This is a genomic window from Amycolatopsis sp. NPDC114478, assembly GCF_055633805.1.
Map to the genome: position 1 here is coordinate 242,756 of NZ_JBVKDO010000008.1, position 15,546 is coordinate 258,301.

Genomic DNA, 15,546 nt, shown 5'->3' on the forward strand with positions numbered 1-15,546 from the left:
GTTATCTTTGCGGCCGAGCGGCGGCGACGAACACGCAGGTGGGGACTGGCAGTCCCAGTCGTGGCTCACACCGGAAGGGACTCTTCAGCCAGCGAAACTCAGGACCGCGACCGCGGCAAGCTCCTCAGGCGCGGCCCAGCCGGGTCATGAAGCTCAGCCGGTCGCCTCGGTACAGCGACCGCACCCGCTCGAACGGCGCCCCGTCCGGACCCCACGAGATCCGGTGCATCAGCAGCATCGGCAACGCCGGGTTCGTCCCGATCAACAACGCCTCGCGCGGCGTCGCCAGCACCGTCTCGACGCGCTCTTCGGCGCCGTCGAACACGACCCCGAGCTTCTCGCTCAAGCATGCGTACAGCGACTGCTCGGGGTTGAACACCTCCAGCAGCGTCGGGAACCGCTCCGCCAGGAGATATGTCGACTCCAGCCCGACGCGCTCCTCGTCGGCCAGCAGCACGCGCTCGATGTGGATCACCTCGGCGTCCGACGTGACCTGCAGGTCCGCCGCCAGCGCGCTGCCCGCCACGCGGCGCTCCAGGGTGATCACCGTGCGGCCCGGCCGGATCCCCTGGCGGCGCAGCCCTTCGGTGTAGCTCACCAGGGCCAGCGGCTGCACCAGTTTCGGCCCCGCGACGAACGTGCCACTCCCCTGCCGCCGGCTCAGCCTGCCCTCGAGCACCAGCTCGCCGACCGCCTGCCGCACCGTCGCCCTCGACACCTCGAACCGTTCGCACAGTTCCCGTTCCGTGGGCAGCACCGATCCTTCACCCAGTTCCGCGATCACCGCCAGCAGCTCGACCTTCACCGCGTAGTAGCGCGGGACGCGGCCGTGCTCGGGAATCCCGTCCAGGACGGGACCGTCGGCGGACAGGCGGGAATGGCGCGAAGGGGCGGGCACGCAATCGACCCTATTCGGTTCGCGGTGCGCGGTGGTTCGCTGTGGCGCGCAACACGGCCGTAACAGCGAGGATCACCCGGATGCACCCGACGCCGCCGGGGCCGGATTTACGGCCGGGAAAAGGCCCGGTGAATTCCGGGATCACCCGGCCGGGGTGCATGGAGTCCGTCGCTGGGCGCATCGGCCTACGGCGTTCGCCGGTCCGGCGGTGAGAAATCACCCAACCGCCCGAAAGATCCGAAGAAAGTCGGTTGTCCGGGTATGCGAGCACCTGGTGTAGTCGTGGGGCCGCCCTCGGCAACGGCTTCCACTGTGGACACTGGAAGGACTGATCCCCTTGGCTCCCAAGCGCTGGTTCACCCTGCTCAGAAACGCCACCACCGCACTGGCCGCGGTCGCCGCGGCCGCGGCGTTCGCCACCCCGGCGGTCGCCGCGCAGCCGCCGTCCACCGACGTCGTCGGCGGGACCCGGGCCGCCCAGGGCGAGTTCCCGTTCATGGTCCGGCTGTCGATGGGCTGCGGTGGCGCGCTCTACACCAACCAGATCGTGCTGACCGCCGCCCACTGCGTCAGCCGGACGGGGTCGAACACCTCGATCACGGCGACCGTCGGCGTGGTCGACCTGCAGAGCACGAGCGCCAAGAAGATCAAGTCGACCTACGTCTACCAGTCGCCCACCTACGGCACCTCGACCGGCGGCGACTGGGCGCTGATCAAGCTCGCGAGCCCGGTCACCGGCCTCTCGACGCTGCCGATCGCGACGACGTCGACGTACAACACCGGCACGTTCACCGTGGCCGGCTGGGGCGCGGCGACCGAGGGCGGCTCCCAGCAGCGCTACCTGCTGAAGGCGACCGTCCCGTTCGTCTCGGACAGCACCTGCCAGGCCCAGGGCGGCAGCTACCCCGACCTCATCCCGAGCGCCGAGATCTGCGCCGGCAACCTGACCGCCGGCGGCGTCGACACCTGCCAGGGCGACTCGGGTGGCCCGATGTTCCGCCGCGACAACGCGAACGCGTGGATCCAGGTCGGCATCGTCAGCTGGGGTGACGGCTGCGCCCGGCCGCACGCCCCCGGCGTCTACACCGAGGTGAGCACGTTCGCGTCGAAGATCGCCGCGGCCGCCGCTTCGCTGTAACCGCTTCCGCGAAGAGGGGGCCCGCCGCGGCGGGCCCCCTTCAGCGCGTCTTGTCCAACCGCGACAGTGCTTCTTCGTAGCCGTTCACCAGGTCCGCGACGACGTCGGCGACCGGCCGCACCGCGTTCATCCGGCCGACGATCTGCCCGACCGGCATCGACACCACGCTGGGGTCGTTCGCCGCGTGGATCCGGTTGTGGGCGTGGGAAACCAGCAGGTTCTGCAGCGGCATCGGCAACGGCTCGGGCGCGTCCGCCGCGGCCCACGCCTCGGTCCACCGGGTCTTGAGCAGCCGCGCGGGCTTGCCGGTGTAGATCCGCGTCCGCACGGTGTCCGACGACGTCGCGCCGACGAGCGCCTGCTGCATCGCCACCGACTCGCCCATCGTCTGCAGGTACTCCTCGGTGGCCAGCCACATCGAGCCCATCCAGACGCCGGACGCGCCGAGCGCGAGCGCCGCGGCCACCTGCCGGCCGGAACCGATCCCGCCGGCGGCGAGCACCGGGACGTCGACGGCGTCGACGATCTCCGGCACCAGCACCATGGACGCGATCTCGCCGGTGTGCCCGCCGGCTTCGTAGCCCTGCGCGACCACGAAGTCGACACCGTTCTCGACGTGCCGGACGGCGTGCTCGGCCTTCCCGGCGAGCGCCGCCACCGGCACCCCGCGATCGTGGCACTGGGCGATGACGTCGGCCGGCGGCGAGCCGAGCGCGTTGGCGATCAGCTTGATCGGGTGGTTGAGCGCGACCTCGACGTGCGAGCGCGCGACCGAGTGCAGCCAGCCGAGCACCCCCGCGCGTTCGTCGGTGTCGTCCGGCAGAGGCGGCACCGACAGGTCGCGCAGCACCTTGTCGACAAACGCGCGGTGGCCGTCCGGGATGTGCTTCGAGAGGTCGACCTGGGTGCCCTCGGCGGGGATCTTCGCCGGCATCACGATGTCGACGCCGTAGGGCTTGCCGCCGGTGTTCTCGTCCATCCAGGTCAGCACCCGGTCGAGCTCGGCGGCGTCGTTGAACCGGACGCAGCCGAGCACGCCGAGCCCGCCGGCGCGGCTGAGCGCCGCGGCGACGTGCTCCGAGGGCGTGAACCCGATGATCGGCAGGTCGATGCCGAGCCGGTCGCACAGGGGTGTCCGCACTTGCGATGTCCTCTCAGACGGGCTGGGCCGTGGCCGGTTCGTGCTCGGCCGCGTAGCGCTGCGCCCACGGGTAGTCCGGCTTGCCGCTGGGCGACCGGCCGATCTCGCCGGCCAGCCAGATCGTGCGCGGCACCTTGTACCCGGCGATCTCGCCGCGGACGTGCTCCTCGAGCGAGGAGAAGTCCGGTGAAGCGCCCTCGCGCAGCTGGACGACGGCCGCGACGCGCTGGCCGAGCCGGTCGTCCGGGACGCCGATGACGAGCGCGTCGAAGACGTCGGGGTGCGACTTCAGCGCGCCTTCGACCTCTTCCGGGTAGACCTTCTCGCCGCCGGTGTTGACGCACTGGGAGCCGCGGCCGAGCAGCGTGACGGTGCCGTCCTCCTCGTAGCGGGCGTAGTCGCCCGGGACGACGTACCGGACGCCGTCGACCTCGACGAAGATCTTCTTGCTCTTCTCGGGATCGCCGTAGTAGCCGAGCGGGACGTGCCCGCGGCGGCCGATCAGCCCGACCGCGCCGGGCTTCTTCTCGACGAGGTTGCCGTCGTCGTCGAGCAGGATGGCGTCCTGGCCGAAGGTCACCCGCGGGCCGGCGCTGTGGTCGGAGCCCTTGGCGACCATGCCGATCCCGGTGAAGCCGCTTTCCGACGAGCCGATCGCGTCGGTGATCACGGCGTTCGGCACGAGCTCGACGAACTCCTGCTTCACCGACTGCGAGAACAGCGCGGCGTGGCTCGACACGGCGACGACCGACGAAGCGTCGTAGCCGCCCTCCCGGAAGGCCTCGATCAGCGGCCGCGCCATCGCGTCGCCGACGATCGTGAGGACCTGGACCTTGTGCTCCTGGACGGCCTTCCAGATCTCGTGGGCGTCGAAGCGCGGCACGAAGACCACCGGGCTGCCGGTGAACAGCGCGCCGAACGCGGCCCACTGCGCGGCGCCGTGGATGAGCGGCGCGGCGGGCAGCCGGGTCAGGCTCCCGGCCTTGCCCTGCTCGGCGAGCGTCCACTCGTCCGGGATGTACTCGCCGGTGACGAAGTTGATGCCGCCGCCGAGCGCGCGCCAGACGTCCTCCTGCCGCCAGAGCACGCCCTTCGGGTAGCCCGTGGTGCCGCCGGTGTAGAGGATGTAGAGGTCGTCGCCCGAGCGTTCCTCGAAGTCGCGCTCCGGGCTCTGCGCCTCGAGCGCGGTTTCGTAGTCGACGCCGCCGTAGCTCGCGTAGTCACCGTCGCTGCCGTCGTCGATGACGACAACGTGTTTCAGTTTCGGCGTCTCGGGCAGAACGGCGGCGACCTTGTCGGCATAACTTCTCTCGTGCACGAGGGCGACGAGCTCGGCGTCGGTGAAGAGGTAGACGAGCTCGCCGTGCACGTAGCGGTAGTTGACGTTGACGGCGATCGCGCGCAGCTTGTACGCCGCGATCATCGCCTCCAAGGCCTCGATCGAGTTGCGGGAATAGACCCCGATGTGGGACCCGCGTCCCACGCCGTGCGCGGCGAGGTGGTGGGCGAGCCGGTTGGCCCGCGCCTCCAGTTCGGCGAAGGTGACCCGCCGGTCGCCGCACACGACCGCGACGCGCTCCGGCACGGCGTCGACGGCGTGCTCCAGAAGATCCGCGATGTTGAGTGCCACGCCCTCAAAGTAGAACATGTTATCGTTCTGGGCAATGGCACTGCTCCTTCAGGAGGTCTCCCGTGGGTGAACCGCACGCGCTGGTTTCGCAAGAGGGGCAGACCCTGGTCGTCACGATGAACCGGCCCGAGGCGCGCAACGCGATCACCGGCGAGATGATGTCGATCATGGTCGAGGCCTGGGACCGCGTGGACTCCGACGACTCGATCCGCAGCTGCGTCCTGACCGGCGCGGGCGGCGCGTTCTGCGCGGGCGCGGACCTGAAGTCGATGTCCCGGAACTCGCCGTCGGAGTCGTTCGCCTCGGGCAAGTTCGACCCTTCGCGCATCCCGGGCCTGCTGAAGGGCCGCCGCCTGACGAAGCCGCTGATCGCGGCGGTCGAGGGCCCGGCGATCGCGGGCGGGACGGAGATCCTCCAGGGGACGGACATCCGGGTGGCCGGTTCTTCCGCCCGGTTCGGGGTGTCGGAGGCCCGGTGGGGGCTGTTCCCGATGGGCGGCTCGGCGGTGCGGCTACCGCGTCAGATCCCGTACACAGTGGCCGCGGACATCCTGCTGACCGGGCGCCACTTGAGCGCTTCGGAGGCGTTGGCGATCGGCTTGATCGGGCACGTGGTCCCGGACGGGACCGCGCTCACGAAGGCCCTGGAGCTGGCTTCGCTGGTGAACGCGAACGGGCCGGTCGCCGTGCGGGCCATCCTGCGGACGATCCGCGACACCGAGGGACTGCATGAGGAAGAGGCCTTCAAGCTGGACTCGCAGTACGGCATCGAGGTCTTCGCTTCGGAGGACGCCAAGGAGGGGCCACGGGCGTTCTCGGAGAAGCGGAAGCCGGAGTTCAAGGGCCGCTGACATAGAACGCGTTCCACCGATATCGGACCGCCCTGCGGAGGAACCTTGTCGACAGAACAAGAACATGTTTCACTCATGGATGTGACCGAGACACCACTGGCGGCGCCCCTCAACGTCGGCTTCGACTACACGCGGTCCACCGGGCCCGTGCTGGGCCGGTTCGTCACCTCCCTGCGCGACCGCCGGATCGAAGGCGTGCGGGGCAGTGACGGCCGCGTGCACGTCCCGCCCGTCGAGTACGACCCCGGTACCGCCGACCAGCTCGGCGAGTTCGTCCCGGTGGCCGAAGAGGGCACCGTCGTCTCGTGGTCGTGGTGCCCCGACCCCTTCGACGGGCAGCCGCTCAGCCGGCCGTTCGCCTGGGCGCTCGTCAAGCTGGACGGCGCCGACACCGCCATGCTCCACGCCGTCGACGCCGGCTCGCCCGGGAACATCCACAGTGGACAGCGCGTCCGCGTGAAGTGGGCCGACGACACCGTCGGGCACATCCGGGACATCGCCTACTTCCTGCCCGTCGACGCCGAGGACACCGCGCCGACCGAAGCCGCTCCCCCGGTCGCCGAACGCGAAGAAGGCGCCCCGGTCAGCGTTGTCATCACGCCCGTGCACCTGAAGTACATGCACTCGGCGTCGCCCGAGGAGAGCCGGTACCTGCGCGGGCTCGCCGAAGGCAAGCTCATCGGCCAGCGGTGCCCGAAGTGCGAGAAGGTCTACATCCCGCCGCGCGGCGCGTGCCCGACCGACGGCGTCCCCACCACCGACGAGGTCGAACTGCCCGACGCCGGCATCGTGACGACGTTCTGCATCGTCAACGTCCCGTTCCTCGGCCAGCGCCTCAAGCCGCCGTACGTCGCCGCGTACATCCTGCTCGACGGCGCCGACATCGCCTTCCTGCACCTCGTCCTCGGCTGCGACGCCCAGGACGTCAAGATGGGCATGCGCGTGCGCGCCGCGTGGAAGCCGCGCGACGAGTGGTGGACGTCGCTGGAGAACATCAGCCACTTCGAGCCGACCGGCGAGCCGGACGCGGCCTACGAAACCTTCGCCCACCACCTGTGAGGTCCTGATGCCAGACGTCGCGATCGCGGGCTTCGCGAAGGCCCCCAACGTCCGCGAGACCCCGGGAACCACCAACGGCGTGGAGATGCTCGTCCCGATCTTCGCCGAAGTCTTCGAGAAGACCGGCTTGTCCAAACAGGACATCGGTTTCTGGTGCTCCGGTTCGTCGGACTACCTGGCCGGACGCGCCTTCAGCTTCATCGCCGCCGTCGACGCGATCGGCGCGTTCCCGCCGATCCACGAGTCGCACGTCGAGATGGACGCCGCCTGGGCGCTCTACGAAGCCTGGCTGAAGATCAAGATGGGCGAGGTCGAGACCGCGCTCGTCTACGGCTTCGGCAAGTCCAGCGCCGGGCAGCTGAGCCGGGTGCTCGCCCTGCAGCTCGACCCGTACGTCGTCGCCCCCCTGTGGCCGGACTCGGTCTCGATCGCCGGGATCCAGGCGCGTATGGGCCTCGAGGCCGGCCTCTGGTCCGAAAAGGACCTCGCCGAGGTCGCCGCGCGCGGCACCGGCAAGGACGTCGCCGAGCTCCTCGACACGCCCTACTACGCAGATCCGCTGCGGCGCCACGACATCGCGCCGATCACCGACGGCGCGGCCGTCGTCATCCTGTCCACTGTGGACCGCGCACGCGACATCGTCGACCGGCCCGCGGTGATCACCGGCATCGAGCACCGCGTCGACTCCCCTGTCCTCGGCGCCCGCGACCTCACGCGGTCGCCGTCCACCGAGGCCGCGGCGAGCGCCCTGGACCTCGACGGCGCCGACCTCGCCGAGCTGCACGCGCCCTTCACCCACCAGGAGCTCATCCTGCGGACCGCGCTGAAGCTCGACGACGGCGTCAAGATCAACCCATCGGGGGGCGCGCTCGCCGCGAACCCGATGTTCTCCGCCGGCCTCGCCCGCATCGGCGAGGCGGCGGCCCGGATCCACAGCGGCGAATCCCGCAAGGCCGTGGCGCACGCGACGAGCGGCCCGGTCCTGCAACAGAACCTGGTGACCGTGCTGGAGGCCCGATGACCAAGCAGCTCACCGCCGTGCTCGGCACCGGCCAGACGCACCACCGCGCCAAGCGCCAGGACGTCTCGATGCCGGGCCTGCTGCGCGAGGCGATCGACCGCGCGATGGCCGACGCCCAGGTCGGGTGGAACGACATCGACGCCGTCGTCCTCGGCAAGGCACCGGACCTGTTCGAGGGCGTCATGATGCCCGAGCTGTTCCTCGCCGACTCCCTCGGCGCGACCGGGAAACCGCTGCTGCGCGTGCACACCGCCGGCTCGGTCGGCGGGTCGACGGCGCTGGTCGCCGCGTCGCTGGTCCAGTCCGGCGTGCACCGCCGGGTGCTGACCGTGGCGTACGAGAAGCAGTCCGAGTCGAACGCGATGTGGGGCCTGTCGATCCTGCCGCCGTTCCAGATGCCGGTCGGCGCCGGCGCGGGCGGCTACTTCGCGCCGCACGTGCGCTCCTACATCCGCCGGTCGGGTGCGCCCGAACACGTCGGCGCGATCGTCGCGGCCAAGGACCGCCGCAACGGCGCCCTGAACCCGTATGCGCACCTGCAGCAGGCCGACATCACCGTCGAATCGGTGCAGAAGTCGCAGATGCTGTGGGACCCGATCCGCTACGACGAGACGTGCCCGTCGTCCGACGGCGCGTGCGCGATGGTGCTCGGCGACGAGGCCGCCGGGGACGCCGTCGAGGGCGGCGCCGCCTGGATCCACGCGACGGCGATGCGCACCGAGCCGACGACGTTCGCCGGCCGCGACCAGGTCAACCCCCAGGCCGGGCGGGACGCCGCGGCCGCGCTGTGGGCCGAAGCCGGGATCGAGGACCCGATGTCCGAAGTGGACGTCGCCGAGATCTACGTGCCGTTCTCGTGGTTCGAGCCGATGTGGCTGGAGAACCTCGGGTTCGCGCCCGAAGGCGAAGGCTGGAAGGTCACCGAGGCCGGCGAGACCGCGATCGGCGGGCGGCTGCCGTGCAACCCGTCCGGCGGGGTGCTCTCGTCCAACCCGATCGGCGCGTCCGGCATGCTCCGCTTCTCCGAAGCCGCGAAGCAGGTCATGGGCCGGGCCGGGGACTACCAGGTCGACGGCGCGCGGATCGGGCTCGGGCACGCCTACGGCGGCGGGTCGCAGTACTTCTCGATGTGGGTCGTCGGCGCGGACAAGCCGCGTTGATACGCTCGACCCACCATGCCGAGACTCGCCGACCACGAGCAACGCCGCCGCCAGATCGCCGAAGCCGTCTGGCGGATCGCGAGCGCGCGCGGGCTCGAAGACGTGTCGCTGCGCAAGGTCGCGGCCGAGGCCGGCGTCTCGCTGCGGCTGGTCCAGTACTACTTCGGGACGCGGGACGACCTGCTGCTCGGCGCGCTGGAGATCCTCAACGCCGACGCCGGGGAGAGCATCCGCGCGGAGCTCGGCCCCGAGGAGGACGCGGCACCGCGCGAGGTGCTGCGGGCCATGCTCGTCGGGATGCTGCCGGTCGGCGACGAGCGCCGCACGCGCTACCTCGTGCACCTCGCCTACTTCGTCCGGTCCCTTTCGGACCCCGGGCTGGCGTCGGCGTTCAGCGGCGCGCCGCCCGAGCTGGAACGGCTGACCGCGGACCTGCTGGCGTGGGGCCGCGACCGGGGGGAGGTCGCGCCGGATCTCGAGCTCATGCCGGAGGCCGAGCTGCTGCTGTCGAGCGTCGACGGCCTGCAGACCAGCATCATCCTGGGCCAGCGGACGCCGGAAGCGGCGATCGCGCTGATCGACCACCAGCTCGACCGGCTCTTCAGCCTCGCGAACGTCGCCACTTGAGCGCCAGCAGCGTCCCGATCACCCCGGTCACGACGCCGACGGTGGCCGGCACCGCGACCGGCGGGTCCACCACGACCACCGGGTTCAGCACCACCGGCGCCGGCGGCTGGACCGGCTTCGGCGGCGCGTCGGAGCCGGTCGCGGTCCACGCCGTGACGTAGACGAGCAGCCGCGCGACGAGCGAGATGAAGAAGATCAGGCCGATGACCGAGCCGAACGCGATGCCGGTCGGCGAGTCGCCGATCAGGCGCAGGTAGAAGCCGCCGGCCAGCTTGAGCGCCTCGAACCCGATGGCCAGGGCGACGGCGCCGCGCACCGCGCTGCGCACGCCGACCTTCTGCCGCGGCAGCCGCGTGAGCACCCACAGGAACACCAGCCAGTCGGCGGCCAGCGACAGCGGCACCGAAGACGCCGACACGAGCTGGTGGCCCCAGCTCGTGTCGTCGAGGCCGGCCAGCCGCAGCAGGTAGCTGCCGAGCGCGGTGCCGGAGATGGTGAGCGTGAACGACACGAGCAGCGCCGCGGTGAGGCCGAGCAGCGCGAGCAGGTCGACGGCGATGAGCCGCGGGAGCGACTGGTCGGACCGGTTCTGCCCCCACAGCGCGGTGAGCGAGTCCCGCAGCGCGTTCATCCAGTTCCAGCCCGAGTAGAGGCCGATGACCAGGCCGAACACCCCGACGCTCGTGCGCTGCTCGACGAAGCCGGTGAGCAGCTTGGTGGCCTTGTCGCCGAGCCCGCCCGGCAGCGTGGAGACGATCGCGTGGACCATCGTGTCGAGCAGGTGCGGCTGGCTGGCCAGCACGAACCCCGCGACCGACGACGCCACCATCAGCAGCGGCACCAGCGAGAGCAGGCTGAAGTAGGTGATGGAGGCGATGTAGTGGTAGCCGCCCGCTTCGATGTAGCGGTCGGCGGCGCGGGCGAGGTGGTCCAGCCACCGGTACCGGGCGCGGGCCCGGGCCCAGGGGCTCGGGGCCTTGGGGGAACTCTTCACGCACTCTGTCTACCCAGCCGGAGGCCACTTCGCGCAAGCAACACGCGGTCGGACCATCAGCTCAGGACGACGAGCCCGGTGCCGTCGTCCACCGGGAGCGCCGCGTCCGTCGTCGCGAAGACCGTGCTGCCGAGGAAGTCGAGCTCGCAGCCGAGGGTGGCGAGGAAGGACGTGTCCGCGGCGTCGCGGCCGGTGGAGATCCGCAGCATGGTCTGCCGCGGCGCGAGGCGGGTGGCGTCGAAGACGTACCAGTGGCCGTCGATCGCGGCCTCGAAGACGGCGTGGAAGTCCATCGGCGAGAGGCCGGGCGCGTAGACGCCGACGTAGCGGGCGGGGATGTCGAGGGACCGGCAGAGCGTGACGCAGACGTGCGCGAAGTCGCGGCAGACGCCTTCGCCGGCCAGGAGCGTGTCGATCGCGTCGTCGGTCGGCCGGCTCGAACCGACCACATAGGACAGTCGCTCGTGGACGTTGCGGACGATGGCGTCCACCTTCGCCTTGGTGTCCTTGGCTTTGATCGCCGCAGGCGGGACGAGCCCGGCGACGCGGTCGGACGGGCAGTACCGGCTCGGCCGGGTGAAGATCGCCACGTCGGCGAGCGTCACGGGCTCGGGTTCGGGCTCGGTCAGCGCGCGTTCGGCGTGGTAGGTGACGCGGTGTTCGCCCTTGGGCAGGGTGAAGACCTCGGCGCGGGTGCCGTGGTCGAACTCGGCGAGCTCGCTGTCGCCGTGCCAGGAAACGGTGAGCTCTTCGGTATCGGCGTGCGCCGCGGCGACGGAGATCGCCGCGAGCCCGGGTTCGGTGACGTGGATCGAGAACTCGACGTCGACGGTCGCTCGCGGGGCCATCGCCTCATGATGTCACCCGCGGGCGGTATCGTTGCCCGGTCGGCACCCCGTTCACGAAAAAAGGTCCCGATGCCGCGCAGGCGGCCGGCGGCAGCGCAGGCCGAGATCGCCGGGCTCGAGCTCCGAACCTTCCTCGATCGGGCACGACACGGGTTGTGGCCGGGAGCGACGGCGGAGGCACTGGCCCGCTTGATCCGCCCCCTCGACGAGCGCTTCCTCGAGCTGAGCCTGCCCGATCCCCTGGCCCCGGCGCACTGGCCGTGGTGGACCCGGATCTGCGAGCGGCGCTGAGCCCCGCGGGACCCAGCGCCGCACGACCGCTCGCTCAGGCGTACCGCACCGGGTAGTGCTTGATCCCGTTCAACCAGCTGGACCGCAGCCGCACCGGCGGCGCCGCCTCGGTGATGGCCGGCATCACGTCCGCGATCGCGTTGAAGATCAGGTCGATCTCCAGCCGGGCCAGGTTCGCGCCGATGCAGTAGTGCGACCCCGTGCCGCCGAAGCCCACGTGCGGGTTGTCCTCGCGGAGGATGTCGAACTTCTCCGGGTCCTCGAACACCTCGTGGTCGAAGTTGGCCGAGCTGTAGAACATCCCGACGCGGTCGCCCTTGCGGATGTGCGCGCCGCCGAGCTCGGTGTCGCGGGTGGCCGTGCGCTGGAACGCCACCACCGGGGTCGCCCAGCGGACGATCTCGTCGGGCGCGGTCTTCGGCCGCTGCTCCTTGAACAGCTCCCACTGGTCGCGGTGGTCCAGGAACGCCTTCATGCCGTGGCTGATCGCGTTGCGCGTCGTCTCGTTGCCGGCGACCGCGAGCAGGATGACGAAGAAACCGAACTCGTCAGAGCCGAGCGACTCGCCGTCGACGTCGGCGTGGATCAGCTTCGTGACGATGTCGTCCATCGGGCACTTGCGCCGGTCCTCGGCCATGTTCCACGCGTAGCCGATGAGCTGCGCGGACGCTTCGAGCGGCTCGACCTCGTACTCGGGGTCGTCGTAGGCGACCATCTGGTTCGACCAGTCGAAGATCTTGAGCCGGTCCTCCTGCGGGATGCCGATCAGCTCGGCGATCGCCTGCAGCGGCAGCTCGCACGCGACGTCGGTGACGAAGTCGCCCGACCCCTTCTTGCGCGCCTCCGCGGCGATCCGCTCGGCGCGGTCGCGCAGGGTGTCCTCCAGCTTCGCGATGGACCGCGGGGTGAAGCCCTTCGACACGATCCGCCGCAGCTTCGTGTGCTGCGGGGCGTCCATGTTGAGCAGCACCAGGCGGTTCGCGTTGAGGTTGTCCTCGGTCATGCTCTCGTCGAAGCGGATGATCGCCGTCTTCTCGCTCGACGAGTACAGCGTGCTGTCGCGGGACACCTCCTTGACGTCCGCGTGGCGCGAGACGACCCAGTAGCCGTCGTCGCGGAAGCCCGCGGTGTTGTGCTTCTGGGGGTTCCACCACACGGGGGCGGTTCGCCGGAGCTCGGCGAACTCGTCCACGGGCAGCCGTTGGGCGTAGAGGTCCGGGTCCGTGAAGTCGAAACCGGCCGGGATGAGCGGAGCGGCCACGGTGCCTCCCACGTTTCGCCTTTGAAACACGTTCTAACGGCGATTGAAGCATACGGTGTTAACTTGCGGAAGACCGTTCAGTGAAACCCGTTAACTTGACCGATGAGGCCAGGTGAGCGAGCGCTCACTCGAAGTAGATCAAGTTCGGCCCGACCCTGCGGACGCTTGCCTCAAACGATAACTTGTTCTAGTTTTTGAGGTACAGGACAGCGTTTCCCGACGAAAGGGACGACATGGGCGGGCCGGTCATCGTCGAAGCCGTGCGGACCCCGATCGGCAAGCGGGGCGGGCTGCTGGCCGGCCTGCACGCCGCCGAGCTGCTGGGCGCCGCGCAGCAGGCCCTGCTCGACCGCGCCGGGATCGACCCCGCGCTGGTCGAGCAGCTGATCGGCGGCTGCGTCACGCAGGCGGGAGAGCAGTCCAACAACGTGACGCGCACGGCGTGGCTGCACGCGGGCCTCCCGGAGACGGCGGGCGCGACGACGATCGACGCCCAGTGCGGCTCGGCGCAGCAGGCGACCCACCTGGTCGCGGGGCTGATCGCGGCGGGGGCCATCGAGGTCGGCGTCGCGTGCGGCGTCGAGGCGATGAGCCGGGTGCCGCTGGGCGCCAACCGGGCCGGCGCGTCGCCGCGGCCGGCGTCGTGGTCGATCGACCTGCCCAACCAGTACGGCGCGGCGGAGCGGATTGCGGTCCGGCGCGGGCTGACGCGCGCCGACGTCGACGCGTTCGGCGCTTCGTCGCAGCAGAAGGCCGCGGCGGCGTGGGACGCGGGGCACTTCGACCGCGAAGTCGTGCCGGTGAAGGCACCGGTGCTGGCCGAGGACGGCTCCGCGACCGGCGAAACGCGCCTGGTCAGCCGTGACCAGGGCTTGCGCGAGACGACCGTCGAAGGCCTGGCGCGGTTGAAGCCGGTGGTCGAGGACGGGATCCACACGGCGGGGACGTCGTCGCAGATCTCCGACGGCGCGGCGGCGTTGCTGCTGATGGACTCCGCCCGGGCGTCGGAGCTGGGGCTGCGGCCCCGGGCGCGGATCGTGGCGCAGGCGCTGGTCGGCGCGGAGCCGTACTACCACCTGGACGGCCCGATCCGCGCGACGGAACGGGTGCTGTCCCGGACCGGGATGACGGTGGGTGACGTGGACCTGTTCGAGGTGAACGAGGCGTTCGCGTCGGTGGCGCTGTCGTGGCAGCAGGTCCTGTCGCCGGATCCGGCGCGGGTGAACGTCAACGGCGGCGCGATCGCGCTGGGTCACCCGGTGGGGAGCACGGGCGCGAGGCTGCTGACGACGGCGTTGCACGAGCTGGAGCGCCGCGACGCGTCGACGGCCTTGGTGACGATGTGCGCCGGCGGCGCACTGGCGACGGCGACAGTCATCGAACGGCTCTAGGCCGCGGCCACCGCGCCGTCCGGCTTGTGCTTGACTTCGGTGCATGATCTCGGAAAGCCGTTGCCCGGTGGAGAACGGTGAGCTCCTGGTCCGCCGCGGCGGCGAGGGTCCGGCGCTGCTGCTGATCGCGGGCGGCACCGGGTCGGGTGACTCCTACCGAGCGCTGGCGAAGCAGCTGTACGCGGACTACACGGTGATCACGTACGACCGCCGCGGCCACTTCGGCAGCACGGACTCGACGACGGGCCCGGTCCCGGTGTCGCTGCAAGCGGACGACGCGCGGGCAGTCCTGGAGCACACGGGCCTCGGCCCGGCAATGGTGTTCGGCTCGAGCGCGGGCGCGCTGATCGGGCTGGACCTGGTGGCCCGGTTCCCGGCCCACGTGACGACACTGGTGGCGCACGAACCCCCGGCGGTCCACTTGATGCCCGACGCGGGCGCGTGGCTCGAGGCGGCGGCGGAGCAGGTCCGGCTGGCCCGCTCGGGCGAGCTGATGACGGCGGTGACCCGTTTCGCGGACGCGATCGCCGGTGCGGCACTGCCGGATTTGCCGAACCTGCGGCTTCCGCACGAGGCCGACTGGATCCGGCTGTTCGACCGGGAGCTGACGGAGTTCTTCGACTACTTGCCGGATTTGCGGGCACTGCGAAAGGCGAGCACGGAGATCATCCCGGTGGCGGGCGAGGGCAGCCGCGGGCGGTACCACTACCAGCCGGCGAAGATCTTGGCTTTGGAGCTGGGGTTGCCGTTCACGGAGATGCCGGGGGCCCATCTGGCTCCGCAGCGGAACCCGGCGAAGTTCGCGGTGGCGTTGAAGGAGTTGCTGAGCCCGGAGCTTTGACCGGCCCACGCAGCACCCCGCCCTTCCCTGGGGGGCGTGCCCATGCCCAGTTTACCGGCGGACCACGACAAACCACCCGAGCCGAGCCTCCGCAGCCGGACTTGTCCACATCCGGCTGGGAATGTGCACAACTGGTCGCGCGCCGGTCGGCAGCGTACGTGCGGACCTGGGTTCGGCGGGACACCGGCTGGTTCGGGGACGCGCTGCGATCACGCCGGGGCCGGATCCGCGTGCCGGGCTTGCAAGCCGAAGTCACCATCGAGGACATCGGCGCTGAGGTCACGGCGGAAGTCGACGCTGCTTACCGAACCAAGTACACCGGCGGCGGCACGGACGCCATGGTGACGACCGAAGCCGCGGCAACCACCCTGCGGCTCGACCCGCGGTAGCTCAGG

The 15,546-nt window shown here is 70.7% G+C and carries 16 protein-coding genes; 10 read left to right on the forward strand and 6 right to left on the reverse strand.

Annotated features, from left to right (window positions below):
- Positions 1-124: 124 nt before the first annotated feature.
- The gene (locus ACZ7OH_RS23945; RefSeq protein WP_400889621.1) at positions 125-898 is read right to left on the reverse strand and encodes a GntR family transcriptional regulator; all 774 of its coding nucleotides are present in this window, start codon (positions 896-898) and stop codon (positions 125-127) included.
- Between the two features lie 337 nt (positions 899-1,235).
- Between ACZ7OH_RS23945 and ACZ7OH_RS23950 the strand changes: the two genes are divergently transcribed.
- Positions 1,236-2,036 (forward strand): S1 family peptidase, encoded by an 801-nt coding sequence (locus ACZ7OH_RS23950; RefSeq protein WP_470282782.1) that lies wholly within the window; start codon positions 1,236-1,238, stop codon positions 2,034-2,036.
- A 40-nt stretch (positions 2,037-2,076) separates the two neighbouring features.
- On the opposite strand, the gene ACZ7OH_RS23955 is transcribed toward ACZ7OH_RS23950, so the two are convergent.
- Both ACZ7OH_RS23955 and ACZ7OH_RS23960 read right to left on the reverse strand, forming a co-directional pair.
- Positions 2,077-3,177: an NAD(P)H-dependent flavin oxidoreductase gene (locus ACZ7OH_RS23955; protein WP_400889617.1), complete on the reverse strand. Its 1,101-nt coding sequence runs from the start codon at positions 3,175-3,177 to the stop codon at positions 2,077-2,079.
- Positions 3,178-3,190: 13 nt separating this feature from the next.
- The gene (locus ACZ7OH_RS23960; protein ID WP_470282783.1) at positions 3,191-4,807 is read right to left on the reverse strand and encodes an acyl-CoA synthetase; all 1,617 of its coding nucleotides are present in this window, start codon (positions 4,805-4,807) and stop codon (positions 3,191-3,193) included.
- A gap of 62 nt (positions 4,808-4,869) precedes the next feature.
- On the opposite strand from ACZ7OH_RS23960, the gene ACZ7OH_RS23965 reads away from it, so the two are divergent.
- The 5 genes from ACZ7OH_RS23965 (at position 4,870) to ACZ7OH_RS23985 (ending at position 9,525) form a co-directional block, all read left to right on the forward strand.
- A complete protein-coding gene (locus tag ACZ7OH_RS23965) occupies positions 4,870-5,658 on the forward strand; it encodes a crotonase/enoyl-CoA hydratase family protein (protein WP_470282784.1) in 789 nt (262 codons plus the stop codon).
- A 75-nt stretch (positions 5,659-5,733) separates the two neighbouring features.
- Positions 5,734-6,717: a Zn-ribbon domain-containing OB-fold protein gene (locus tag ACZ7OH_RS23970; RefSeq protein ID WP_470282785.1), complete on the forward strand. Its 984-nt coding sequence runs from the start codon at positions 5,734-5,736 to the stop codon at positions 6,715-6,717.
- 7 nt (positions 6,718-6,724) lie between these two features.
- The gene (locus tag ACZ7OH_RS23975) at positions 6,725-7,738 is read left to right on the forward strand and encodes a thiolase domain-containing protein (protein WP_470282786.1); all 1,014 of its coding nucleotides are present in this window, start codon (positions 6,725-6,727) and stop codon (positions 7,736-7,738) included.
- Positions 7,735-8,898: a thiolase domain-containing protein gene (locus ACZ7OH_RS23980; RefSeq protein ID WP_470282787.1), complete on the forward strand. Its 1,164-nt coding sequence runs from the start codon at positions 7,735-7,737 to the stop codon at positions 8,896-8,898. Before ACZ7OH_RS23975 ends, ACZ7OH_RS23980 begins: the two co-directional genes overlap by 4 nt.
- 15 nt (positions 8,899-8,913) lie before the next feature.
- Entirely contained in the window at positions 8,914-9,525 is a 612-nt protein-coding gene (locus tag ACZ7OH_RS23985; RefSeq protein ID WP_470282788.1) for a TetR/AcrR family transcriptional regulator, read from the forward strand.
- Here ACZ7OH_RS23985 and ACZ7OH_RS23990 read toward each other — a convergent pair.
- Together ACZ7OH_RS23990 and ACZ7OH_RS23995 are read right to left on the reverse strand one after the other, a co-directional pair.
- A complete protein-coding gene (locus ACZ7OH_RS23990; protein ID WP_470282789.1) occupies positions 9,500-10,519 on the reverse strand; it encodes a YhjD/YihY/BrkB family envelope integrity protein in 1,020 nt (339 codons plus the stop codon). The two genes, ACZ7OH_RS23985 and ACZ7OH_RS23990, sit on opposite strands and share 26 nt — an antisense overlap.
- Positions 10,520-10,575: 56 nt before the next feature.
- The gene (locus tag ACZ7OH_RS23995) at positions 10,576-11,367 is read right to left on the reverse strand and encodes a transglutaminase-like domain-containing protein (protein ID WP_470282790.1); all 792 of its coding nucleotides are present in this window, start codon (positions 11,365-11,367) and stop codon (positions 10,576-10,578) included.
- A 69-nt stretch (positions 11,368-11,436) separates the two neighbouring features.
- Between ACZ7OH_RS23995 and ACZ7OH_RS24000 the strand changes: the two genes are divergently transcribed.
- Positions 11,437-11,658 (forward strand): hypothetical protein, encoded by a 222-nt coding sequence (locus tag ACZ7OH_RS24000; protein ID WP_470282791.1) that lies wholly within the window; start codon positions 11,437-11,439, stop codon positions 11,656-11,658.
- Between the two features lie 34 nt (positions 11,659-11,692).
- Here ACZ7OH_RS24000 and ACZ7OH_RS24005 read toward each other — a convergent pair whose 3' ends face one another.
- On the reverse strand, positions 11,693-12,919 hold the full coding sequence (locus tag ACZ7OH_RS24005) for a cytochrome P450 (protein ID WP_470282792.1): 1,227 nt from the start codon (positions 12,917-12,919) through the stop codon (positions 11,693-11,695).
- A gap of 233 nt (positions 12,920-13,152) precedes the next feature.
- Here ACZ7OH_RS24005 and ACZ7OH_RS24010 point away from each other — a divergent pair, with 233 nt between their 5' ends.
- The 3 genes from ACZ7OH_RS24010 to ACZ7OH_RS24020 all read left to right on the forward strand — a co-directional run bounded on the left by ACZ7OH_RS24010 (position 13,153) and on the right by ACZ7OH_RS24020 (position 15,540).
- Positions 13,153-14,310 (forward strand): steroid 3-ketoacyl-CoA thiolase, encoded by a 1,158-nt coding sequence (locus tag ACZ7OH_RS24010; protein WP_400889595.1) that lies wholly within the window; start codon positions 13,153-13,155, stop codon positions 14,308-14,310.
- A gap of 43 nt (positions 14,311-14,353) precedes the next feature.
- Positions 14,354-15,151, forward strand: a complete 798-nt coding sequence (locus ACZ7OH_RS24015; RefSeq protein WP_470282793.1) for an alpha/beta fold hydrolase — start codon at positions 14,354-14,356, stop codon at positions 15,149-15,151.
- Positions 15,152-15,252: 101 nt separating this feature from the next.
- Entirely contained in the window at positions 15,253-15,540 is a 288-nt protein-coding gene (locus tag ACZ7OH_RS24020; protein ID WP_470282794.1) for a DUF2255 family protein, read from the forward strand.
- The last annotated feature ends 6 nt before the right edge of the window (positions 15,541-15,546 follow it).